Origin of the sequence: Nocardia sp. NPDC058518, from assembly GCF_042719655.1 — a bacterium.
Classification (GTDB): Bacteria; Actinomycetota; Actinomycetes; order Mycobacteriales; family Mycobacteriaceae; genus Nocardia.
Genome location: NZ_JBHXNJ010000019.1, coordinates 119,017 through 139,807 on the forward strand (window position 1 = coordinate 119,017; position 20,791 = coordinate 139,807).

Here is a 20,791-nt window from a genome sequence, read left to right on the forward strand (position 1 = left end):
TCAGGCAGGCCCGCTTCGAGGTTGGTGCGCATGCGGATCGTGCTCGGCCGACTCCCGCAGTCGCCACATCGGCACGCGGACGGCGTCCCACCGTTTCGACGGAACCCTGCGCAGGTCTGTGTGTTGCAGCATCAGTCGCAAATGCCGATCCGGCGCGCTCGCGCCTGAACCACGATCGACCACGACGCCCCACACCGAGCCGTCCGGACGCCGATCGATCGCGTCGGTGTGGTGGCCGACCATCGGAGTTCCAAAGGCGAGGTCCGTAGCCCCCCGACGAATCATGTAGCGATGCAGTCGATTCAGCACTGGGTCTGTCTCGCCGACGTCCGCCGCCACCGGTTCGGCAGCAGCGGCGAGCGCGCTACCAATGCGCCGCGACTGCCAAACGCGGGTGTCACCCACGACGAACAGGTGCGCCCGCGCGCGGGTTATCGCCACGTTCCACAGGTTCGGTTGCCGGTCGAGCCAATCGATCGATCGGCGGGGCATTCCCGGCGAGGCCACGAGGGAGAAGATGATGATGTCGCGCTCACCGCCTTGGAAGGTGTGTACCGTGCCGACAACGACCTCGTCGGAATCGTCGAGTCGGCGTTTGATCTCGTCGGACTGCGCCTTGAACGGCGTGACCACACCGATCGTCGTTCCATCCGGCAATCGCCCCGGCTGCTGGAGTTGCGCGATCAGCCTGAGCACAACATCGATCTCTTCACGGTTGTACCAGGAACTCTGAGCTCCGCGCTGCGCGTTTCCGGCGACATCGCGCCATATGATCGGCGCCTGGTCGGTGCCATTCTGCTTGCGGACATCGGTCAGCACCGTTAATTGACCGCGGTAGAACAGGTCGTTGGCGACCCCAGCGATGTCGGGATGACACCGGAAGTGTTCGTCCAACAGCAGGCTCTCGCCGAACGACTGCTCCGCCGCCTCGAACGCGGAATGTCGCAGATACGACATCTGCCGCCGTTCGAGCCACGCGGCAGAAATCTGTGCTGTCGCCGCAGCGGCGATCTCGCCTCTGCCGTCCAGGGTGGTGATATGTGTGAGCTGCATCGGGTCACCGATGATCAACGCTCGCTTGGCCCGGAACAGCAACGGCAGCACCGCGGCGATCGAGGACTGCGACGCCTCGTCGATTACCACCAGATCGAACAACGCGGCGTCGAGCGGAAAAGCACGCGCCGATTGTGCGGTCACCGCCCATGCCGGGGCTCCGGTCAGCGCCGCACGTTTTGCCGGCCAATCGGTACCGGACTGGTGACGCGACAGCGCGTAGATCTGTCGGCGCCCGCGTACGGCGTTGGACCGCACCACTGCATCGAGCAGCTCCGTCGAGGCTGTCTGCAGCGTGTCGGTGGAGTGGGTGAACCGTGCGAGGAGCTCGGCGTCGGCGGGCCGGCCAGAATCCGAAGCATGGAGCCGACGCCAGGTGAGCTCGGCTGCGGCCAATTCGCCCAGCAGCTCGCACTGGCGCTCAACTGTTTCCGGGGTTTCGGCCAGCCCGAGCCGACGGACCAGTCGTCGGCACCGCCAGCCTGCGATCAGGGAGAAACGCTGTACCGCAACAGCTTTGCGGGCGAGCGCGGCAGGGTCGATGCGCTCGAACAGCGGGGCGATCTGTTCGACACGCAGGCCGAGTTTCGCGGCAAGCGCCTCCCTGACAGCCGCGGCGTCGAGCAATGCCATCTCGACGCCCGCGATGTCGGCGAGTTCGCGGCGCTGGCGGTCGAGTTCTGCGGTGGCGGCATCGACCATGACCGTCAGTGTCGACATCGACTGGACGGCGGGTCGGAGACCGGCGAGGTGGTCGAGACCGGCCTGTTGGTTCTCCTGGTAGGCCTGACTGCCCGTTCGGATCACCGTGCCGGGAATCAGCTTCTCGCAACGACCCCAGACTTCGTCGATCGCTTTGTTGTTGGTGGATGCCACAAGTACCGTTTCGCCCGCGCACACGGCAGTGGCAACCAGGTCGACCACCAGCTGGCTCTTGCCGGTGCCCGGTGGTCCGGTCGCGACCGTCAGCGGACGAGCCATCGCCGACCGGATGATCTCGGCCTGGGCCTCGTTGCACGCCAGCGGCGTCACCAATCGCCGAGTCGACACCGGCACGGGAACGGGAGCGGCATCCGCCGGGCCGAGGCAGGCCAGCGCGGTACGCGGGATCTGCGAGACCCGCTCCGCGAGCGCTGCGAGATCTGCGAGGAGTTTCTTGTTCGGGCCGCCATCGGCGGCCGACATGCGGAACAACACTGCGACATTGCGCGCACCGACCGCCCCGGTGGCGGCGGTCAGTGAGCCGTCAAGAAATTCCGGCTCGGGTTCATCGACGGTGACGACGCCGAGCTCGTTGCGCAGAATGTGGCGTACCTCGGCGGCTAACGCGGCGTACTCGCCCGCGTGCCAGGTGGGTTCGTAGCCCTCGTTGAACACCGACGCGGCATCGGATTCCAGAAATTCTTTCAGCAGAATCGGATTCACGATGGGCGGCCCGACCGGCACGAGCCGGTCGGCGGCCCCGCCGAGCTCGAGGCGCCGGATCAACAGCGGAGCGAATTTGCGAGTCGCGGCCGCACGCGCCGATCGACCACCCGGCCGCACGACTACCGCCGGATACCCGGTCCAGAGCTGTTCGTTCGCCTCGGCCACCTCAGCGACGAACTTTTCGAGTTCCGTCGGCACCTCAATCGCATGATCGTCGTCGAGATCGCCCACCAGCAGCCGCTCACGCCCCGGGATGCAGGCGTAAGTATCGTGGTCGTCCAGCGACAACCACGCGAGTTGCTCAGCACGCAAACACGTCTCGTAGTAGGTCAGCAGTCGCTTCCAGTCCGGGGCAGGCGACTTCGACGGCAATGCGCCGATCTCGGCGCCCGATCTGGGGCGGGCCGCGACATCGAGCTGGATGGGCGACAACGGTGATGCCGCCAAGATGATGCGGCCGTCCACTCCTGATGCCGAGATCACCGGAGTCTGCCCGGCATCTTGACGACGAAGTCGGTCGTTGACGAAATCGAACAGCGCCGCCACCGACAACTCCGACTTGCCACCCGCCGCCGAACCGGTTCGCATCGCCTCGACGAACACCCCGGTGAACACCGACGGCTGTGTCGCGTCTCGGCCGACGAACGATGCCTCACCGGCCCGCGAGGACGACACCACGTAGACACCTCGGCTCGCCAGGGCGGCAGGGTGACCGTCCACCGTGCCCTTCGGGACGGCATCGGAGGTGCGCAGGCCAACCGAGAACCCGCCACTACGGCAGCTGTCGATGATCACCACCTTCTGTGGTGCCACGCACTGTTCGAGCAACTGATTGACGAATCCGGCCCGCATACTGGTCTCGCCCAGTCGATCCGGGTCGGAGTCGGTACCGATGAAATGGAATTCACCGTCGGACCGGACGCTTCGCGCCCCATGCCCGGAGAAGTAGAAGACCATCAACTCGTCTTCTCTGCTGTCGGCAACGAATTCGTCCACTGCCGTACGCATCTGGTCGGTGGTCAAGTCGATCAACGATTCGACATCGGAGAAGGCCCCGACGCGGCGGTCGCGCAGTACCTCTTCCACCAGGGTCAGGTCGGTGCGCACCGACGGCAAGGGTGCGAAGCCCGGGTGGGTGTAGCTCTCGTTACCGATCAACAACGCGCGGCGACGGGCCAGCCGACTCATGACGACACCGCCTGGTCCTCACCTGAGCCGGAATCAGCTGAGGTAGGGGGGATCTGCACCGCCGTTTCGACGAATCTCTCGATGATCGCGAGCTGATCGTTCGGGTTGCCGTCGATCACGAGCACCCGGTCCGGCAACCGCATTTCGACCCGCCGGTGCCGGTCACGTCGACACCATTCCTTGACGATCGTGGTGACCACCGTGGCCGTTCCTGCTGAGGAGGCGACGCCAACCACCAGCACCAGCGCATCCCCGACCGCGCCTTTGTGATGTACTAGCGGCTCAATCGCTTCGGCGAAACGAACCTCGACCTCGCGTGCTGCCAGATGTCGGGCGAGATCCCGGGTGAGCCGCTCTGTCAGCAAACTCCCCGAGCCGGTCAATACCTCTACACAGACGAGCTCTTCCGACATCCAACCCCCATAGTTCAGTCGAGCACCGCTGCAAGCGATGTTCGAATTTCCCTCTGAATGCTGGATTCGATTGTGCCACAAGGCTTCACATGCACATTGCTCAACGCGGCTTTCGGCCTGCTTGGTCTAGGGCCAGGCGTAGGGCGTATTCGATTTGGGAGTTGATGCTGCGCAGGTCGTCGGCCGCCCACTTGGCTATTGCCTCGTGGACGGCCGGGTCGAGCCGTAGCAGGATCTTTTTGGGTTCCTTCTTCGGCTGGGTCATCGCCGCGGCTCAGGAGTAGAGGGATCCGGTGTTGACGACCGGCTGGGTGGCGCGGTCGCCGCAGAGGACGACGAGCAGGTTGGAGACCATGTTGGCCTTGCGCTCCTCGTCGAGTTCGACGGTGCCCTGTTCGGCGAGGCGGTCGAGAGCCAGGGCGACCATGCCGACCGCGCCTTCGACGATCTGGGTGCGGGCCGCGACGACCTGGGCGGCCTGCTGGCGCACGAGCATCGCCTGGGCGATCTCGGGGGCGTAGGCGAGGTGGGTGATGCGGGCCTCGATGACTTCGATGCCGGCGGTGAGGGTGCGTTCGCGCAGCTCGACCGTCAGTTCCTCGGCCACCTCGGCGCCGTCGCGCAGACTGGTGCGCGAGTCGTCGTGGGCGTCGTAGGGGTGGGTGGTGGCGAGGTGGCGCACGGCGGCCTCGGACTGGGTTTCGACGTACTCCTCGTAGTCGTCGACGGCGAAGGCCGCCTTGAAGCTGTCGACCACCTTGTAGACGACGACGGCCGCGATCTCGACGGGGTTGCCGTCGGCGTCGTTGACCTTCAGCTTCTGGGTTTCGAAGTTGCGCACCCGCAGCGAGATGGACTTGCGGTCGGTGAGCGGGACCACCGAGAAGAATCCGGGGTCACTGACCGAACCGATGTAGCGGCCGAAGAAGGTGACGACCTTGGCCTCGTTGGGGTTGACGATGATCAGCCCGGTGGCGAGCAACCAGACGACCAAGATCGCGACGACAGCGGCGACCGCGCCGATCCAGGCCGGTGCGCCACCGTTGTGCTGGGTGGCGGCGATGAATGCGAGAACGGCGGCGGCACCGAACAACAGGGTGAACACCAGCCACCCCAGCACGACGACGAATCCATTGACGCGGAATGCGGACCGCAGTTCCATGACATCCTCCCGATATCTGAGTGATATCACTAAGATAGTAGATATCGGGAGGCCCGGCAAGGGTCGCTAGGGGCTGGGGGCGATGTTGCGGTTGGCCCGGAACATGTTTCGCAGGTCGTACTTCGCTTTCGCCGCCGCCAGCCAGCGATAGGTGTCCGGGGAGTAACCGGCCGCGGTCTGGGCCGCGTCCGCCGCGGCGCCTGCGCCGTAGAGGAACGCGAGGCTGTGTCCGATCGTCCACGGCGCCAATGCTTCTCGTACCGCAGCCAGCCCTTCGGGCGCCGCGTCACCCTCGCCGGGACCGGTGATCACCCGCACGATGTACTCGGCATCGCGATGATCGATCGATGCCGGGCCGCCGTGCCGGAGGGCGGCGCCGAGATGGCGGATGTCGATCACCGCGTCGACCTGTCCGCCCGGCGCGGTGAGTGCGCGCAGTGCGGACAGACCCTGCGGTGTCAGCTCCGAGAGCAGTGCGTTGGTCGCGGCGTAGGCGTGCGGGAAGGGTGGATCGCTGTGGATTGTGTGCGATTCGGCGTAGGGCATCGTGCACAGGTCCTCGCGCAGCCGAGGTCCGATCTGCCGCAACGGCGCGACCCACCGCTGCGCCTCCTCGTCCGGTCCGTCGAAGGCGACTCGGATCGACGCGACGTGGCGGCCCCGCAACGACTCCGGTACGGGCGGGATATCAGGATAGGTCACCACCGCGATCGTGGAGGTCAGCGCGCTCGGCACGGTCTCGGTCCAGGTGCGCCAGGTCTCCAGCGCCGCATCGACCAGTGGCGCGTCGAAAACCAGCTGGCCACCGTAGATTTCGGCGACGGGGACGAGGTCGAGTTCGAGCGCCGTCACCACACCGAAGTTCCCGCCGGAACCCAGTACCGCCCCGAACAATTCGTCGCGCGGGCCGAGTGAGCGCATTCTGCCGTCGGCAGTCACGAGCTCGATGTGGCGCACATGATCGGCGGCATAGCCGAATTCACGCGCCAGCAATCCGAGCCCGCCGCCGAGCACATACCCGACGACGCCCACCGACGGCGACGACCCGTTCAAAGGCGCCAGCCCGTACGGAGCCGCCGCCTCGACCAGCGCACCCGCGCGGACCCCCGCACCGATGCGGGCGGTACGGGCTTGCGGGTCGACGGCGATGCCGTCCATGCGCCCGGTCGTGATGAGCACCCCACCATCGGCCGCGACCGACAACCCGTGTCCGGTCGCCTGCACAGCTACCGAGAGCCCGTGCCGTGCGGCGAATTCCACCGCGGCGCGCACGTCCTGACCGTGCAGGGCGCCGACCACGAACGCCGGACGATGGGCGTAGGCGGTTTGGAAGCCGGCGATCTCCTCGGCGTATCCGGGGTCGTCCGGGGTGAACACCGGCCCGGCGAACTTCGTTGCGATATCGGTCATGACTTCGACTCTGCGCCCGGCAAACGAATAAGTATAAGAGATAGTTCTACTGCTACGTATAATCGATAGTTATGGAACTGCGGCAGCTGCGCTACTTCGTGACGATCGTCGACGAAGGCGGGTTCACCAAGGCCGCCGAACGGCTGCACTTGACCCAGCCCGGCCTCAGCACCCAGATCCGGCAACTCGAACGCGAACTCGGTCAGCGCCTGCTCGACCGCGGCGCGCGCACCGTGACGCTCACCGACGTCGGCGCCGCCGTGCTCGAGCACGCGCGGGCCGCCCTGGCCGCCGCCGACCGGATCGGCGACACGGTCGGGGAGTTCACGGGATTGCTGCGCGGGCAGGTCCGGCTCGGCATGATCTCCGGGGCGGCCTCGGAAGTATTCGATGTCGCGGGAGTGCTGGCCGATTTCCACCACGATCATCCGCAGGTCGGGATCAGCCTCACCGAGGACACCGCGGAAAGAATGCTCGCGGCCGTCGAGCACGGCGATCTCGATATCGCGCTCACCGGATTGACCGGCGCCCCAACAGGTTCCGGCATCGGCCTGCACGTTATCCTGGAGACGCCGCTCGTCGCCGCCGTCGCGCGCGACGCACCCGTCGACCCCGCCGAATCGGCGAACTCCATCACCCTGGCGACTCTCGCCGACCGCAGGCTGATCTGCCTCACCAGGGGCACAGGTCTGCGCGGAATATTCGAACGATCCTGCACCGCAGCTGGTTTCACCCCGAACATCGCTTTCGAAGCCGCCGCTCCCCCGTTACTGCTCGAGCTCGCGGCGCGCGGCCTCGGCACCGCGATCGTCCCCGCGCTCACCACCGACGAAGCCGCCGAGTTCGGCGTCCGAACCCTCGACATCGTCGCCCCACGAATCCACGGCAGACTCGCCCTCGCCTGGCGCACCGACCGCCCCCTCAGCCCGGCCGCCACGGTGCTGCTCGGCCAATTGCGCATCGCGTTCGGCGCCCGAACCCCGACAACGACTTCCGACGATCCGTCGGGCCATCAACCGTAACTGCGGCTGAAACGCTCCACCGCCCTCACCCGTCGGAAAACCTGCCCGGAACAACGCGTGCCGTGGACACGGTTCGATCTGATCAACGCGTTCAACTCCTGGAAGAAGACCGAAGCCGCAGGGCGCGTCTTCACTGTCAGCCCGGGCGGGATCGCCGAGGTTCAGGTGACCGGGCTGGTATGGCGCACCCAGGTATGCCAGCAAGTATTCGAAGAAGCCGCGGTCGACTGCGGACGCGCCCTAGCCGCGTTCTCCGAATCCCGTTCCGGTAAACGCGCCGGCAAGCGGGTTGGATTTCCCCGTTTCAAGTCGAAGAAGAAGAGCATTCCGTCGTTCCGGATCCGCAACAAACAAGCCGACACCGGAAGGGCGATGATCCGGGTCGGTGACAACGGCACCGCCAGGTCGGTAACCCTGCCTGGGATAGGCGTGGTCAGGGTGCGCGACGACACCCGCCGGTTGCGGCGCCTACTCATCAAGCAACGGGCGAGAATCCTCCATGCCACCGTTTCGTACCGGGCGCGACGATGGTGGATCAGCCTGACCGTCGAAGCTGCGGACTTACACCCGTCTCACCACCACCGACCACGCCAACACGGGAACGAAGGTGGTTGGGTCGGGATCGACCTCGGGTTGACAGTGTTCGCTGTCGCGGCGACCGCCGACGGGACCGAAGTCGATCGCATCTCGGCCGCACCCAAACCATTGACCACCGGGCTGGGCAGGCAACGCCGTCTCGCGAAGTCCCTGTCCCGGAAACAGAAAGGGTCACACAACCGTCGAGACGCAGCCGTTCGGCTGGCACGGCATCATTATCGGATCGCGAATGTCCGCCGTCACTTCGCCCATCAGGTCGCCAACAAGCTGGTCAAAACCCACGACCGGCTCGTGATCGAGGATCTGAATGTGGCGGGGATGCTCGGCAATCGTTGTTTGGCGCGCGCGATCAGCGATGCGGGATGGGCGGACTTCGCCCGGATGCTCACCTACAAGCAGGCATGGCGTGGCGGCACGGTCGCCATCGCGGATCGTTGGTATCCCTCGAGCAAACGGTGCTCGGAATGCGCGACGATCAATCCTGCCCTGACCTTGGCCGATCGAGTGTTCGTCTGCGTGTGTGGGTTTCGCGGTGACCGCGACCATAATGCGGCGGTGAAGCTCGCAGTGTGGCCGAACATCGACCAAGACTTTTCACGATCCCCGGACCCCCGAGCAGGGGGCCGGGCTACCAAAGTCCGCCGACAGGAAGGCGCTGACCGACACCCCATGGATGTCGGTGAAACCGGCCTGGTTGACGCGGAAACCGACGTTCACGCCACCCTCGTTGCGTGAGCCGACGACGCCCGAGAAGGGCGGTGTCTGGACACCTGTAGGTATTCAGACATGCTGTAACCGATGAAGGAGAGCTCGACCGCCGAGTCCGCAGGCACCGTGTCTCTCGATGATCGCCGCTGTCCGATCTGACTACCCAAGGAACCTTCGGTAGAAGACAATTCGGACCCACACGACAAATTTCCCTGATTCGTCAGGAAGCGGGCCGTCGTGCCGATGACGTCGGCGCGAACCTCGGCGTTACGCTGTTTCGATCCGATGGAGGAGAGCTCGACCAGGACGAGGAAGGGCGTGCGTGGTGGAGTCGACTACTGCTGCGAAACTGCAAGAGCTGCGGGACAATCTGAGGGCGGCGCGGGAACCGGCGGGGAAAGCGGGGATCGCCAAGCGTGCGGCGAAAGGAATTCCCAGCCCACGCGAACGCATCGAAATACTTCTCGACCAGGGCAGTTTCACCGAGATCGGCGCGCTGGTGAAGCAGCCGGGCGCGGCCGACGGGCTCTACGGCGACGGCGTGGTCACCGGGCACGGCAGGATCGACGGGCGGCCGGTGGTGGTGATCGCCCACGACCAGACCGTGTTCGGCGGATCGGTGGGTGAGATGTTCGGGCGCAAGGTCGCGATGGCGATGGATCTGGCGGCCGATATCGCGTGCCCGTTCGTGGCGATCAACGACTCCGGCGGTGCGCGGGTGCAGGACGCGGTCACCTCACTGGCCTGGTACGCGGAGATGAGCAGGCGGCAGACGCGGCTGTCCGGGGTGGTGCCGCAGGTGTCGGTGATGTTGGGCAAATGCGCTGCGGGCGCGGTGTACTCGCCGATCAATACCGATGTGCTGATCGCGACCGAGTCGGCGTACATGTTCGTGACCGGTCCCGAGATCATCCGCGAGACCACCGGCGAGGAAGTGACCCTCGACGAGCTCGGCGGCGCGTTCAACCAGGCGAACAACGGCAATATCCACCACGTGGCGGTGGATGAGAAGGCCGCGTTCGAGTGGGCGCGAACATATTTGAGCTTCATGCCGTCGAACTGCTACGAGCGGGCGCCACTGGTCAATCCAGGTCTGGAGCCGGAGATCACCGACTCCGATCGCGAACTCGACTCGCTGATACCGGATTCCGATCGCATGGGCTACGACATGTACGAGGTGTTACTCCGGATCTTCGACGACGGGGAGTTCCACGAGATCGGCGACGGCGCCGCCCGCAATCTGATCACCGGGTTCGCGCGGGTCGACGGGCGCAGCGTCGGGGTCGTCGCCAATCAGCCGCTGGTGGCCAGCGGCGCGATCGATGCGCGCGGATCGGACAAGGCCGCGCATTTCATCCGCCTCTGCGACGCGTTCGACATTCCGCTGGTGTTCGTCGTCGACACACCGGGCGTGCTGCCGGGAGTCGAGGAGGAGAGGATCGGCGTCATCAAACGCGGCGGCCGATTCTTCTTCGCGGTTGTCGAGGCCACCGTCCCGATCGTCACCGTGGTGGTTCGCAAGGCCTACGGCGGCGGTTACGCGGTGATGGGGTGCAAGCAGCTCGGCGGCGACATCAACCTCGCCTGGCCGACCGCGCGCATCGCCGTGATGGGCGCCGAGGCCGCGGTGGGCCTGACGCAGCGCAAGCAGCTCGCCGCCGTCCCGGAAGCCGAGCGGCCTGCTGTGCGTCAGCAGATGGTCGACTTCTACAACGCCGCGGTCGCGACACCGTGGACCGCCGCCGAACGCGGTTACATCGACGCGGTCATCGAGCCGTCGACCACGCGGCTGGAAATCCGCAAGGCGCTGCGACTACTCGGTGACAAACACGTCGAGCAGGCCCCGCGCAAACATCGCCTGATGCCGTTGTAGCGGCGGCGTCACCGCGACGACGCCAGTAACTACGTGGGCCGGACTCGTCGGAGTCCGGCCCACGGCGGCTACGCGCTCACCGGACTCGCTTGCGGCACTGGCGAACTACCGCGGCGTGCGACTTCACGCACCACCAGGTAGATCGGAAATGCGATGGGCGACAACAGGATCGTGCCGACAAGTAGCGGCCCCATCAGCAGCGGATGGATATTGCGCTCACGACTGTCGAGGTAGACCCAGCGCCCGAGGAACAGGTCCCACGCGATGATCTGCGCCCACAGTGCGGTCAGTACGGCAGGGTCGGCGGTGGCTTCGGTGATCGCGTCCAGCGACGGTGAGGTCACCAGTGACCACATCGCGCCGAGCACCGGCACCGCGACGATCGCCCATACCACCAAGGGCACCAGCACTATCCACGGTGAGGAGATGATCGTGCGGGTCCAGCGCCAGGTCGGGGCGAAGATCATCAAGGCCCAGAACGGCACCGTGACGAAGAACGACAGGTCGAACAGCGTGCTCATGCGGTGACTACCTTTCGGGAACCGGCCGCGCTCGCGACCGAGATCGATACTCCGACAACAACTCCGGTGACGATCGCGGCCGCGGCGGTGAGCGTGGCCCGATCGGGGTGGATCAACGGCTGTCCACGCAGCGCCTGCCAGGTGACCAGGGCGAGGACCGCCGCGTAACCCGCCGACGCGGTGATGATCAGGCCCAGCCGCACCCGCGTCGGACGCAGTGCGGGGATCCGTGGCGCCAGGAACACCAGCAGCGCGGCGAGCAGTGGCAACGCCTGTAGGGCGTGCATGCCGAAGAAGTGCGGGATGCGCAGGTCACCGTCGGTGGTGCTCCACCCGGTCAGCGGCATGCCGGGGGTGCCGTCGGGAGCTCCGACCGTGTGCGCGCCCGCGATTCCCTCGACGCCGGATTCCTGCTGCGGCATCAGATTTCCCAGCGCCAATCCGACCAACGTGATCGCGATGCCGAGACGAATCGACCAGGTGATCGAGGCGTCGCCGAGGCGTTCGCGCATCAGTCCGATCCCGATCACCAGGGTTGCCAGGAACAGGATGACGATGGTGGATCCCATGATCACCCAGAGGGTGCCGTCCAGGGTGGTGGTCATGTTGTAGTGGCTGCGGGTCCCGCGGATCACCTGCCCGAAGATGATCGCCTGTTCGATCACCCCGGCGACCACGATCACCGTGGCCATCCACGAGGCGAGCCGAGAAGGCTTGGGCCGCAACGACATCAACCAAGCCAGGGCCACGCCGTAGAACACGAACGAGATCGCGAACTTGGTCGGCTTGAACCAGGCGGCCGACCCGGCGATCACCCGGTCATCGACCAGCATCCCGATCAGGCCCACCACTACGAGCGCGGCGTTGGCAGCGGCGAAATACATCAGCGGTCGATGCAGAGGGGCGTTGGGGCGGGGCAGCGAGGGGGCGGTCAGGACTGACATGCGAATCTCCCAGAGATAGATAGCTATACTATCCGTTATGGATAGTTAGACTATCCGCTACACAGGGCGTAGGCAAGGGGTGGGAACGAAATCGGAGGTAAGAGTGCGGATCTCGGAGTTGAGTGAACGCAGCGGCATCGCGGTGGCGACCATCAAGTACTACCTGCGCGAGGGCCTGCTGCCCCCAGGCGAACGCACCAGCCCCAACCAGGCCAACTACGGCGAAGACCACCTACGCCGACTGCGTTTGATCCGCGCGTTGATCGAGGTGGGCGGGATACCGGTCGCCACCGTCTCCGACGTTCTCGCGGCGATCGACTCCCCCGACCTGCCGCTGTTCCGCGTCCTCGGCCTTGCGCAGGACAGCGTGTCCCCCGACGTGCCCGCCGTGCACGACGCCGAATGGGATCGCGCGTACCAGGTCGTGTGCACGGAGATGGACCGGCGCGGCTGGAGCCGACACCACAGCCTCGAGGCCGTCGACAATCTCGCCAGCATGATCGTTCGCCTGTCGCAACTGGGTTACCGGGACTGGGCCACCACCGCCATGCCCGCCTATTTCGACGGCGCGCGCGTGGTCGCGGAAAACGACGTGACGGCCGCACTGTCGGCCGGCGACCGCGACGACATCGTCGACGCGGTCGTCGTACTCACGGTCCTCGGCGACACCGCGCTGGCCATCATCCGCCGCATCGCCCAAGCGCAGGTCTCCATGGAACGGCTGAAACCCACCTCGTGAACGACACGGCGGCCCCGCGAATTCGCGGGGCCGCCGTGTCGTGGCAGATGTGATGTCAGAGCAGACGTGACAGGAACGCCTGCGTGCGCTCGTGCTGGGGGTTTGCCAGCAGTTCACGCGGCGGTCCCGACTCCACCACCACACCGGCGTCCATGAACACCAGTTCGTCGGCGACCTCGCGGGCGAAACCCATCTCGTGGGTCACCACCAGCATGGTCATGCCCGAATCGGCCAGCTCCCGCATGACGGCGAGTACCTCACCGACCAGCTCGGGATCCAGCGCCGAGGTCGGCTCGTCGAACAGCATCAGCTTGGGGTCCATCGCCAGTGCTCGCGCGATGGCCACACGCTGCTGCTGACCGCCCGACAGCTGTGCGGGGTAGGCGTTGCGCTTGGCCGAGAGACCGACCCGCTCGAGCAGTTCCTCGGCCCGGACGATCGCGTCGGATTTGCGGATCCCGCGCACCTGGATCGGCGCCTCGATCACGTTCTCCAGCGCCGTGCGGTGCGGGAACAGGTTGAAATGCTGGAACACCATGCCGATATCGCGACGCTGGACCGCGGCATCACGCTCGTGCATCTCGTAGAGCTTGCCGTTCTTCTCCCGGTAGCCCACGAGATCGCCGTCGACGTAGAGCCTGCCCGCGTTCACCTGCTCGAGGTGATTGATGCACCGCAGGAACGTCGACTTGCCCGAGCCCGACGGACCGACCAGGGTGAGCACCTTGCCGCGCTCCACCTCGAGCGAGATGCCCTTGAGCACCTGGAGCGCGCCGAAGCTCTTGCACACCCGGTCAGCCAGCACCATCGGCGGGACTGCCGCAACTTGTTCGGTCATTTCGCCTTCACCGCCGCCTGCGCCGTGGCCAGTTCCTGCAGCTGCTTGGCCGTGAGCTGCCGGGTGGCACCGCGCGAGTAATAGCGTTCCAAGTAGTACTGGCCGACCATGAGGATGCTGGTGATCGCCAGGTACCAGGTGGCACAGACGAGCAGCAGCGGGATCGGCTGGAAGTTCACGCCGTAGATGTCACGGGCGCGGCCGAACAGGTCGGTACTCAGCGGAATCGCGGTGACCAGCGAGGTCGTCTTGAGCATGCCGATCAACTCGTTGCCGGTGGGCGGGATGATCACCCGCATGGCCTGTGGCAACACGGTGCGGCGCATCGTCTGCGTCCACGACATGCCAAGTGCCACCGACGCTTCGCGCTGACCCTCGCCGACGGAGTTGATGCCCGCGCGCACGATCTCGGCCATGTACGCGGCCTCGTTGAGACCGAGGCCGATCACGGCGAACAGGAACGCGGCCTGCAGGCTCTGCACGTCGAGATGGAAGAACTGCGGGCCGAACGGCACGCCGAGGTCGATCTGCTTGTAGAGCGAGGGAACCAGGCCCCAGAACACCAACTGCACATAGACCGGGGTCCCGCGGAAGATCCACAGATACACCCAGGCCGCCGTGCGCAGCACCGGGTTCGGCGACAGGCGCATCACCGCGAGGACGGTGCCCAGACCCACCGCGATCGCCATCGCGAGCACGGTGAGTTCCAGGGTGACGATCGCGCCGGCGGTGATCCGGCTGTCGAACAGGTACTTGCCGTAGGTGTCCCACCGGTAGGCGGGATTCGTGGCAGCGCCGTAGACGAACAATCCCACCAGGATCAGGATGATTGCCGCCGCGATCCAGCGGCCCGGCCTGCGCAGCGGGACCGCTTTGATCGGTTCGGGTTCGGTGCCCGGTCCGGGCACCTCCACCGTGTCTTTCTCGTCGGTCACGTCAGCTCACTGCACCGTTGATCACCGAGGTCTTGATCTGACCGTCCTGTACACCCCAGTTGGTGGTGATCTCGCCGTACTTGCCGTTGTCGATCAGGTGCTGCAGCGCCTTCTGCAGGGCCACCGCCAGCGGGGAGGACTTCTGCACGGCCCAGCCGTAGGGCGCGGAATCGAACAGCGGGCCCGCCGACTCGATCTTGCCTTCGCTCTGCTTGATCGCGTACGCGGTCACCGGGGAATCCGCCGACATCGCGTCGACCTGGCCGAGCACCAATGCGTTGGTCGCGGCGCTCTGCTCGTCGAATGCCTTCATATCGATAGCGGGCTTACCCTCGGCGACGCACTTGGCGCTCTTGGCGGGAATCTCGTCGGTGTGCTCGACCGTAGTGGACTGTACGGCGACCTTCTTGCCGCACGCGTTATTCGGATCGATCGCTTTACCGGTTTGCTGGGCCCACTGGATACCCGCGGAGAAATAGGTCGTGAAATCGACCTGCTGTTCGCGTTCGCGCGAATCGGTGATCGAGGACATACCCACGTCGTAGGTGCCTGCCTGAATGGCGGGAATGATCTTCTCGAACGAGGATTCGACATAGTCGACCTTCAGTCCGAGGGTGCTCGCGACGGCGTCGAGGAGGTCGACATCGAAGCCGACGATCTTGCCGCTGGCGTCCTTGTACTCGTTCGGCTGGTACGGCACGTTCACGCCGACGACCAACTTGCCTGCCTGCTTCACCTTGTCGGGGACGGCCGCGGCGAGCGCGTCGACCTTCTCCGCCGACACCTTGCTCACCGAGGCGCCGTCGCCCTCGGTGTTCTCGGCGCAGCCGGTCAACAACAAGGCACCGCCGGCGACGGTACACAGCAGCCGCACGGCGCCACGGCCGAGGACAGTTCGAACAGACAAAGGAGCCTCCACATTTCACGTCGACGCCGGCCACGTGTCAGCGCCTGTTTGGCAATGTATGCGAACCGGACACAGCGTGGTGCGACAGTAACCGAAGATTAATCAGCCAATGTGAAAGGGGTCCCTTCACCTCCGGTGCACGCGGGCACTGACCTGCTCGGTGAATTCGCTGGTGGAAGCCAGGCCGCCGAGATCCGCGGTCGCGATTCCGGCCGCCAGTGTCGCCGTCACGGCGTGGGTAATACGGTCGGCCGTATCATGGAGCACCCTATTGTCGTCACGAACCGCCAACCAGCGCAACAACATTGCCGCCGACAATTGCAGCGCGGCGGGATTGGCCCGATTGTGTCCGGCCAGACCCGGCGCCGCGCCGTGCACGGCCTGCGCCATCGCGCGCGTATCGGAGCAGTTGAGCGAGGCGGCCATGCCGAGGGAACCGCTGAGCTCACCGGCCAGGTCCGAGAGGATGTCGCCGAACAGGTTCTCGGTGACGATCACATCGAACCCGGCGGGTGAGCGGACCAGGTGCGCCGCCATCGCGTCGACGTGTTCGTCGTCGACCCGCACGTCCGGATACTGCTCGGCCACTTCGTAACAGACGTCACGGAACAGGCCGGTCGTCATCGGCAGCACATTGGCCTTGTGCACCACGGTGACCCGCTTGCGCCTGCCCTGTGCCAGTCGCAGCGCCTGATGCGCGATCCGCTCGCACGCCTTACGGGTGATCACCGCGACCGCCATCGCCACGTCCTCGGTGGGGCGGAACTCCCCCGAGCCGGCGAACATATTGCGGTCGGCGTAGAAGCCCTCGCTGTTCTCCCGGACGATCACCAGATCGATATCGGGCGCCAGCGCGCGCACCCCGGCGAACGCGGCGGCGGGGCGGATGTTCGCGTAGAGCCCGTGGCGTTTGCGGATGACGCCGCCCGGTGCCACCCGCATGTCCGACGGGTAGGAGGCGTTGTCGTGGGGACCGAGGATCCAGGCGTCGAGGTCCTCGAGGGCGGTCATGGTCTGTTCCGGCAGCGGGTTGCCGAAGGCGGCGATCGCCTCGTGCCCGATCAGCAACGGCACCCACTCCACCGGCGCGAGCCCGGCCGCGCCGATCGCTTCGTCGACGACCGCTCGGGTCGCGGCCACCACCTCGGGGCCGATTCCGTCGCCGTCGATCACACCGAGTCGCAGGTTCGCCTTCACACCGTTCACTCCCCCATCCTCGCGCGTGTCCGGTCCGGATCGAGCGAGTGGGCTGTGCGGACACGCCGCAGCGACTAGTTTCTGCAGATCATGGTGCAGTCGGTGGAGTTGCTCCTCGACGAGGGCGGCGAGACGGAGATCCGCAGGCAATGGGCGGTTCTTGCCGAAGCAGGCCTCGGCAATCGCCACGGTGAGACCTATCGGCCGCACATCACCGTCGCGGTGGCGCGCGAGATCTGGCCGCGCATCGACCACGCGCTCGAGCGGCTCGCGTTCGAGCCGCTGCCGATCCGTTTGGGCGGACTGCTCGTCTTCGGGGCGCGCCGACCGATCCTGGTCAGGGCGGTTGTCGTCACCGCTGACCTGCTCGCCCTGCATCGCCGGGTCAGTGAGGTGGTCTCGCCCTGCCCCGGCAGACCGGCGACCATGGCTCCCGGCGCGTGGACACCGCACGTGACCCTGGCGCGGCGCGTGCCCCCCGAACGGCTCGGCGACGCGGTGCGGGCGGTCGCGGCCGACACCGATTTCCGGTCGCTCATCGTGGGGATTCGCCGCTGGGACGGGGAGGCGCGGCAGGAGCGAATCGTGATCGGGGGAAGATAGTGGGACGCCCCGGCGTTACAGCCGAGGACACCGACAAGGAGAGGACGTCATGGCCACCCAGACGCTGACCCAGCAGAACTTCGACGAAGTCATCACCGGAAACGACGTGGTCCTCGTCGATTTCTGGGCTTCGTGGTGCGGTCCGTGCCGCAGTTTCGCGCCGACCTACGAAACCTCGTCGGAAAAGCACACCGACGTCGTGTACGGCAAGGTCGATACCGAGGCCGAGCAGGGGCTCGCCGCTGCCGCCAACATCCAGTCGATCCCGACCATCATGGCCTTCCGCGAGGGCGTGCTCGTGTTCGCCCAGCCCGGCGCACTGCCGCCTGCCGCGCTCGAGGATCTGGTGACCCAGATCAAGGACCTGGACATGGACGAGGTGCGCAAGCAGATCGCCGAGCAGCAGGAGTCCTCCCCCGCCGAGTAGTTCGGCGCCGCATACCTTGCGCGTAACGCGAAGGGCCCGTTCACCTTTCGAGGTGAACGGGCCCTTGTGTGTTCTGTGTGGTGTCAGCCCGCGAGCAGGTTGACACCGGCGATCATGGCGCGCACGGTCGATTCCGCGCTGCCGGTGGCTGTCGCCACCGCCCAGCCGCGCCTGCCGTTGAACTCGCACTGCATGAAAGTGGCAATGCCGTCGGCGGTCGGGCGCTGATGGAAGTGCAGGATCTCGAGGGGGTAGCCCTCGTCGTAGAGCGCGGAGGTCATCGCCGCGACCGGGCTGCCGGTGGCGATGACGGTGCGAAGGTGGTCGGCGAATTCCAGGGTGGCGGTGAAATCCGTTCCGGAACAAGACCATTCGCGCAGGGCGATGGATCCGTCGGCGCGGGTGTACCGGTCGAGGAAAGCGGCGGGGTCGAGGTCGGTGAGCTCGGCGCGCAGGCCCTTGGGGGCGGCGGCGAACAGGGCATGGTCCAGTGTCAGCGTCATTGCAGGTGAGGTCTTCCCGAAGATGTCTTCGTTGGCAGGGTGGGACCAGCAGAACGATGAAATACAGCCCGCAGCGTAGGGGCTGGTCCGAATCAGACCCCGCTACGGCGGATTACTACGAGAAGAATTCGCCGTGAAGCTTCCTGCGCGATCTGCGCAGCAGCGACCGCGAGGTCGCGGTCAGCGACTAGCAGCGCGGCACAGCGGGCGGGATTCGGCACGCACTCGAGAATAGGGCGATCGTCGCGAAACCGCAACCTGGTCTACCGCCCGGAGTGTCTACCGGTGAGTACCATCACCGCAGCTCAGGATCGGTAACATCGGGCGCGGTCGCGGCGATTCGACGCTATCGCCGCCGGATCAGCGCCCCGGGATCGTGCCGGGTAGGGGTGCCACCGAGGCGAGCGCGCGCGCCGAGCCGTCGACGTCGACCTGGACGCGCAGGCTGTCGGACCGCGAGCTCGTCCGCAACGCCACCTTGTCGCCCATCATCACCGGGCCGACGTGTTCCACGATCGCCCGGTACGGCAGCCGGTGGCGGTCCGGGTGCGCGGCGAGGGCTTCCTCGACCGCCTCCCAGTACACGGCGTTGTTGACGTGGCCGAGCCGGTCGACGTCGGTGACCCGCAGCGGGAACGGCACCGACTCCACGTGCGGGTCGTCGAGTTCGGCCAGGGCCGCTTTCCAGCGCAGGCGGTGTTCGGTGGTGCCGGCCAGCATGGGCGCCATGAACGCGTCGCTCATCCGGGTGGGGCGACCGGCGACGGGGTCGATATGGATCAGGAACGCCGCGGCTTCGATGTGGCCACCCTTCTCACCGCGTAGCCGAATTCGCATGTCACACCAGCGATTCGAGAGCGCGTCGGCCCAGCGGCGTAGGTGGACGCGGTCGCCGAACACGATCGGCTCGTACACGTCGATGACCGTGCGTCGCACGATCCACGCCTGATGGGCATCGCCGTCCTCGACCGCATCGAGGTGATCGAATCCGATGTCCTGCAGATACCGCGCCACCGCGTCGAGCCGCAACCGGTCGTCGCCATCGGTATCGCCCAGCCGCACCGGCCACGACATCGCGAAGGCCTGCTCGATATCGGGGCAGTCGGGCAGCGGGGTCGCGATGACGGGTTCGGTCATACGGCCGATGCTGCCACAGTTCGCCGCACCCGAGCCGATGCACCGGACCCGGGCGTTGACCGACCCTCGGAGCACACCTTGAACCGCGGATCTCTCCGTCCGTAAGGTCGGTTCGAAGCCCTCGGACAGGATGGATGCGATGCTGATCGATTTCACACCGGACAAAGCTCTCTACCCCTTCGAGTCCCGGTGGTTCGATTCCTCCGCGGGCCGGGTGCACTACATCGACGAGGGCTCCGGAATCTCCATCCTGTTCTGCCACGGCAGCCCCACGTGGAGTTTTCTCTATCGCAAGATCATCGGCGAGCTGAGCGACCGATTCCGTTGCGTAGCAGTCGATTACCCTGGCTTCGGCTTGTCCGAGCGGCCACCGGGCTACGGCTACACCATCGCCGAACACGCCGCCGTGGTCGGCGAGCTCGTCGACCATCTCGGGCTGGACCAGTTCGTGATCATGGGCCAGGACTGGGGTGGGCCGATCGGCGCCGCCGTCGGCACCGATCGCGCCGACCGGGTTCGCGGGCTGGTGCTCGGCAACACCCTGCTGTGGCCGACGGACACCTGGCCACAGAAGGCCTTCAGCCGGGTCATGGGCAGCAGGCCGATGCAGCGGCAGATCCTGAACAACAACCTGCTCGTCGAGCGGTTTCTGATCGCCGAGCTGCGGAACACGATCAGCGCCGCCGAGGCCGATCACTACCGCAACGTGCAGCCCTCACCCGAGGCCCGGCGCGGCATCGCCGCTATGCCCGGGCAGATCCTGGCCGCGCGTCCACTGCTCGAGCAACTGGCCACCGACGTGCCCGCTCGACTCGGCGCCAAACCCACCTTGCTGGTCTGGGGCATGAAGGACATGGCTTTTCGCGCCCCGGCGTTCCTGCCGCGGATGCGCGACACGTTCACCGATCACCAGGTCCTCGAACTGCCCGACGCCAAGCACTTCATCCCCGAGCACGAGCCCGGCAAGATCGCCGAAGCTATCGGCCGGCGTTTTCTCTAGCGCCGCAACAGGTTTCCCGATGACGGCCGGTAGATCGTGCGCTGACTCCAGCCGCCGGTCACGAGCAAATCAACGGCAAACGAAGTGTGACCAGATCGTGAATCCCCCGCGAGTCGCCGCCCAGAACGGGCGATCGCACTGTAGCGTCGCCGCCGCTAGGCCAATTGTTACTGCGTGAAAGGAATT

At 66.1% G+C, this 20,791-nt stretch carries 20 protein-coding genes; 7 read left to right on the plus strand and 13 right to left on the minus strand.

The features are described 5' to 3' along the window. The 5 genes from ACFWPX_RS28125 to ACFWPX_RS28145 all read right to left on the minus strand — a co-directional run bounded on the left by ACFWPX_RS28125 (position 1) and on the right by ACFWPX_RS28145 (position 6,654). On the minus strand, positions 1-3,669 hold the full coding sequence (locus ACFWPX_RS28125; protein ID WP_378930489.1) for an AAA domain-containing protein: 3,669 nt from the start codon (positions 3,667-3,669) through the stop codon (positions 1-3). Continuing rightward, positions 3,666-4,082: a hypothetical protein gene (locus ACFWPX_RS28130; RefSeq protein ID WP_378930492.1), complete on the minus strand. Its 417-nt coding sequence runs from the start codon at positions 4,080-4,082 to the stop codon at positions 3,666-3,668. The genes ACFWPX_RS28125 and ACFWPX_RS28130 overlap by 4 nt, the downstream gene beginning before the upstream one ends. A gap of 100 nt (positions 4,083-4,182) precedes the next feature. Beyond that, a complete protein-coding gene (locus ACFWPX_RS28135) occupies positions 4,183-4,347 on the minus strand; it encodes a toxin-antitoxin system HicB family antitoxin (RefSeq protein WP_378930494.1) in 165 nt (54 codons plus the stop codon). Positions 4,348-4,356: 9 nt separating this feature from the next. Continuing rightward, a complete protein-coding gene (locus ACFWPX_RS28140) occupies positions 4,357-5,244 on the minus strand; it encodes an SPFH domain-containing protein (RefSeq protein ID WP_378917386.1) in 888 nt (295 codons plus the stop codon). A 66-nt stretch (positions 5,245-5,310) separates the two neighbouring features. Beyond that, positions 5,311-6,654, minus strand: a complete 1,344-nt coding sequence (locus ACFWPX_RS28145; protein ID WP_378930497.1) for an FAD-binding oxidoreductase — start codon at positions 6,652-6,654, stop codon at positions 5,311-5,313. A gap of 71 nt (positions 6,655-6,725) precedes the next feature. Here ACFWPX_RS28145 and ACFWPX_RS28150 point away from each other — a divergent pair, with 71 nt between their 5' ends. The 3 genes from ACFWPX_RS28150 (at position 6,726) to ACFWPX_RS28160 (ending at position 10,854) form a co-directional block, all read left to right on the plus strand. Then, on the plus strand, positions 6,726-7,676 hold the full coding sequence (locus ACFWPX_RS28150; protein ID WP_378917382.1) for a LysR family transcriptional regulator: 951 nt from the start codon (positions 6,726-6,728) through the stop codon (positions 7,674-7,676). Positions 7,677-7,733: 57 nt separating this feature from the next. After that, positions 7,734-9,008 carry an RNA-guided endonuclease InsQ/TnpB family protein gene (locus ACFWPX_RS28155; RefSeq protein ID WP_378930499.1) on the plus strand — a complete coding sequence of 425 codons (1,275 nt, stop codon included), beginning with the start codon at positions 7,734-7,736 and terminating at the stop codon, positions 9,006-9,008. 298 nt (positions 9,009-9,306) lie between these two features. Beyond that, positions 9,307-10,854, plus strand: a complete 1,548-nt coding sequence (locus tag ACFWPX_RS28160) for an acyl-CoA carboxylase subunit beta (RefSeq protein ID WP_378930529.1) — start codon at positions 9,307-9,309, stop codon at positions 10,852-10,854. 68 nt (positions 10,855-10,922) lie between these two features. Here ACFWPX_RS28160 and ACFWPX_RS28165 read toward each other — a convergent pair whose 3' ends face one another. Continuing rightward, positions 10,923-11,375, minus strand: a complete 453-nt coding sequence (locus ACFWPX_RS28165; RefSeq protein WP_378930501.1) for an ABA4-like family protein — start codon at positions 11,373-11,375, stop codon at positions 10,923-10,925. Continuing rightward, positions 11,372-12,319 carry a hypothetical protein gene (locus ACFWPX_RS28170; RefSeq protein ID WP_378930503.1) on the minus strand — a complete coding sequence of 316 codons (948 nt, stop codon included), beginning with the start codon at positions 12,317-12,319 and terminating at the stop codon, positions 11,372-11,374. Before ACFWPX_RS28170 ends, ACFWPX_RS28165 begins: the two co-directional genes overlap by 4 nt. 118 nt (positions 12,320-12,437) lie before the next feature. Here ACFWPX_RS28170 and ACFWPX_RS28175 point away from each other — a divergent pair, with 118 nt between their 5' ends. Beyond that, positions 12,438-13,058, plus strand: a complete 621-nt coding sequence (locus tag ACFWPX_RS28175) for a MerR family transcriptional regulator (RefSeq protein ID WP_378917375.1) — start codon at positions 12,438-12,440, stop codon at positions 13,056-13,058. A 55-nt stretch (positions 13,059-13,113) separates the two neighbouring features. On the opposite strand, the gene ACFWPX_RS28180 is transcribed toward ACFWPX_RS28175, so the two are convergent. From ACFWPX_RS28180 to ACFWPX_RS28195, 4 genes are all read right to left on the minus strand, one after another. Beyond that, on the minus strand, positions 13,114-13,866 hold the full coding sequence (locus ACFWPX_RS28180) for an amino acid ABC transporter ATP-binding protein (protein WP_378917599.1): 753 nt from the start codon (positions 13,864-13,866) through the stop codon (positions 13,114-13,116). A gap of 26 nt (positions 13,867-13,892) precedes the next feature. Continuing rightward, the gene (locus ACFWPX_RS28185) at positions 13,893-14,831 is read right to left on the minus strand and encodes an ABC transporter permease subunit (RefSeq protein WP_378917373.1); all 939 of its coding nucleotides are present in this window, start codon (positions 14,829-14,831) and stop codon (positions 13,893-13,895) included. Between the two features lies 1 nt (position 14,832). Beyond that, complete coding sequence (locus ACFWPX_RS28190) at positions 14,833-15,738, minus strand: ABC transporter substrate-binding protein (RefSeq protein ID WP_378917371.1); 906 nt, start codon at positions 15,736-15,738, stop codon at positions 14,833-14,835. Between the two features lie 126 nt (positions 15,739-15,864). Beyond that, positions 15,865-16,944: an isocitrate/isopropylmalate dehydrogenase family protein gene (locus ACFWPX_RS28195; RefSeq protein WP_378930505.1), complete on the minus strand. Its 1,080-nt coding sequence runs from the start codon at positions 16,942-16,944 to the stop codon at positions 15,865-15,867. Positions 16,945-17,037: 93 nt separating this feature from the next. Between ACFWPX_RS28195 and ACFWPX_RS28200 the strand changes: the two genes are divergently transcribed. Together ACFWPX_RS28200 and trxA are read left to right on the plus strand one after the other, a co-directional pair. After that, on the plus strand, positions 17,038-17,538 hold the full coding sequence (locus ACFWPX_RS28200; RefSeq protein WP_378930507.1) for a 2'-5' RNA ligase family protein: 501 nt from the start codon (positions 17,038-17,040) through the stop codon (positions 17,536-17,538). 49 nt (positions 17,539-17,587) lie between these two features. Then, the gene (gene trxA, locus ACFWPX_RS28205; RefSeq protein ID WP_056824580.1) at positions 17,588-17,965 is read left to right on the plus strand and encodes a thioredoxin; all 378 of its coding nucleotides are present in this window, start codon (positions 17,588-17,590) and stop codon (positions 17,963-17,965) included. Positions 17,966-18,048: 83 nt separating this feature from the next. On the opposite strand, the gene ACFWPX_RS28210 is transcribed toward trxA, so the two are convergent. After that, on the minus strand, positions 18,049-18,468 hold the full coding sequence (locus ACFWPX_RS28210; protein WP_378917367.1) for a 2-keto-3-deoxygluconate kinase: 420 nt from the start codon (positions 18,466-18,468) through the stop codon (positions 18,049-18,051). Positions 18,469-18,828: 360 nt separating this feature from the next. Next, positions 18,829-19,605 (minus strand): acyl-[acyl-carrier-protein] thioesterase, encoded by a 777-nt coding sequence (locus ACFWPX_RS28215; RefSeq protein WP_378930509.1) that lies wholly within the window; start codon positions 19,603-19,605, stop codon positions 18,829-18,831. Positions 19,606-19,744: 139 nt separating this feature from the next. Between ACFWPX_RS28215 and ACFWPX_RS28220 the strand changes: the two genes are divergently transcribed. Continuing rightward, on the plus strand, positions 19,745-20,605 hold the full coding sequence (locus ACFWPX_RS28220; protein ID WP_378930511.1) for a haloalkane dehalogenase: 861 nt from the start codon (positions 19,745-19,747) through the stop codon (positions 20,603-20,605). Positions 20,606-20,791 lie beyond the last annotated feature (186 nt).

What these genes read in the sequence shown, in the direction of transcription:
- ACFWPX_RS28215 (WP_378930509.1), bottom strand. Translation starts at nt 19,605, where the DNA reads ATGACCGAACCCGTCATCGCGACCCCGCTGCCCGACTGCCCCGATATC.
- ACFWPX_RS28150 (WP_378917382.1), top strand. Translation starts at nt 6,726, where the DNA reads ATGGAACTGCGGCAGCTGCGCTACTTCGTGACGATCGTCGACGAAGGC.
- ACFWPX_RS28130 (WP_378930492.1), bottom strand. Translation starts at nt 4,082, where the DNA reads ATGTCGGAAGAGCTCGTCTGTGTAGAGGTATTGACCGGCTCGGGGAGT.
- ACFWPX_RS28140 (WP_378917386.1), bottom strand. Translation starts at nt 5,244, where the DNA reads ATGGAACTGCGGTCCGCATTCCGCGTCAATGGATTCGTCGTCGTGCTG.
- ACFWPX_RS28145 (WP_378930497.1), bottom strand. Translation starts at nt 6,654, where the DNA reads ATGACCGATATCGCAACGAAGTTCGCCGGGCCGGTGTTCACCCCGGAC.
- ACFWPX_RS28170 (WP_378930503.1), bottom strand. Translation starts at nt 12,319, where the DNA reads ATGTCAGTCCTGACCGCCCCCTCGCTGCCCCGCCCCAACGCCCCTCTG.
- trxA (WP_056824580.1), top strand. Translation starts at nt 17,588, where the DNA reads ATGGCCACCCAGACGCTGACCCAGCAGAACTTCGACGAAGTCATCACC.
- ACFWPX_RS28220 (WP_378930511.1), top strand. Translation starts at nt 19,745, where the DNA reads ATGCTGATCGATTTCACACCGGACAAAGCTCTCTACCCCTTCGAGTCC.
- ACFWPX_RS28125 (WP_378930489.1), bottom strand. Translation starts at nt 3,669, where the DNA reads ATGAGTCGGCTGGCCCGTCGCCGCGCGTTGTTGATCGGTAACGAGAGC.
- ACFWPX_RS28165 (WP_378930501.1), bottom strand. Translation starts at nt 11,375, where the DNA reads ATGAGCACGCTGTTCGACCTGTCGTTCTTCGTCACGGTGCCGTTCTGG.
- ACFWPX_RS28210 (WP_378917367.1), bottom strand. Translation starts at nt 18,468, where the DNA reads ATGACGCTGACACTGGACCATGCCCTGTTCGCCGCCGCCCCCAAGGGC.
- ACFWPX_RS28135 (WP_378930494.1), bottom strand. Translation starts at nt 4,347, where the DNA reads ATGACCCAGCCGAAGAAGGAACCCAAAAAGATCCTGCTACGGCTCGAC.
- ACFWPX_RS28180 (WP_378917599.1), bottom strand. Translation starts at nt 13,866, where the DNA reads ATGGTGCTGGCTGACCGGGTGTGCAAGAGCTTCGGCGCGCTCCAGGTG.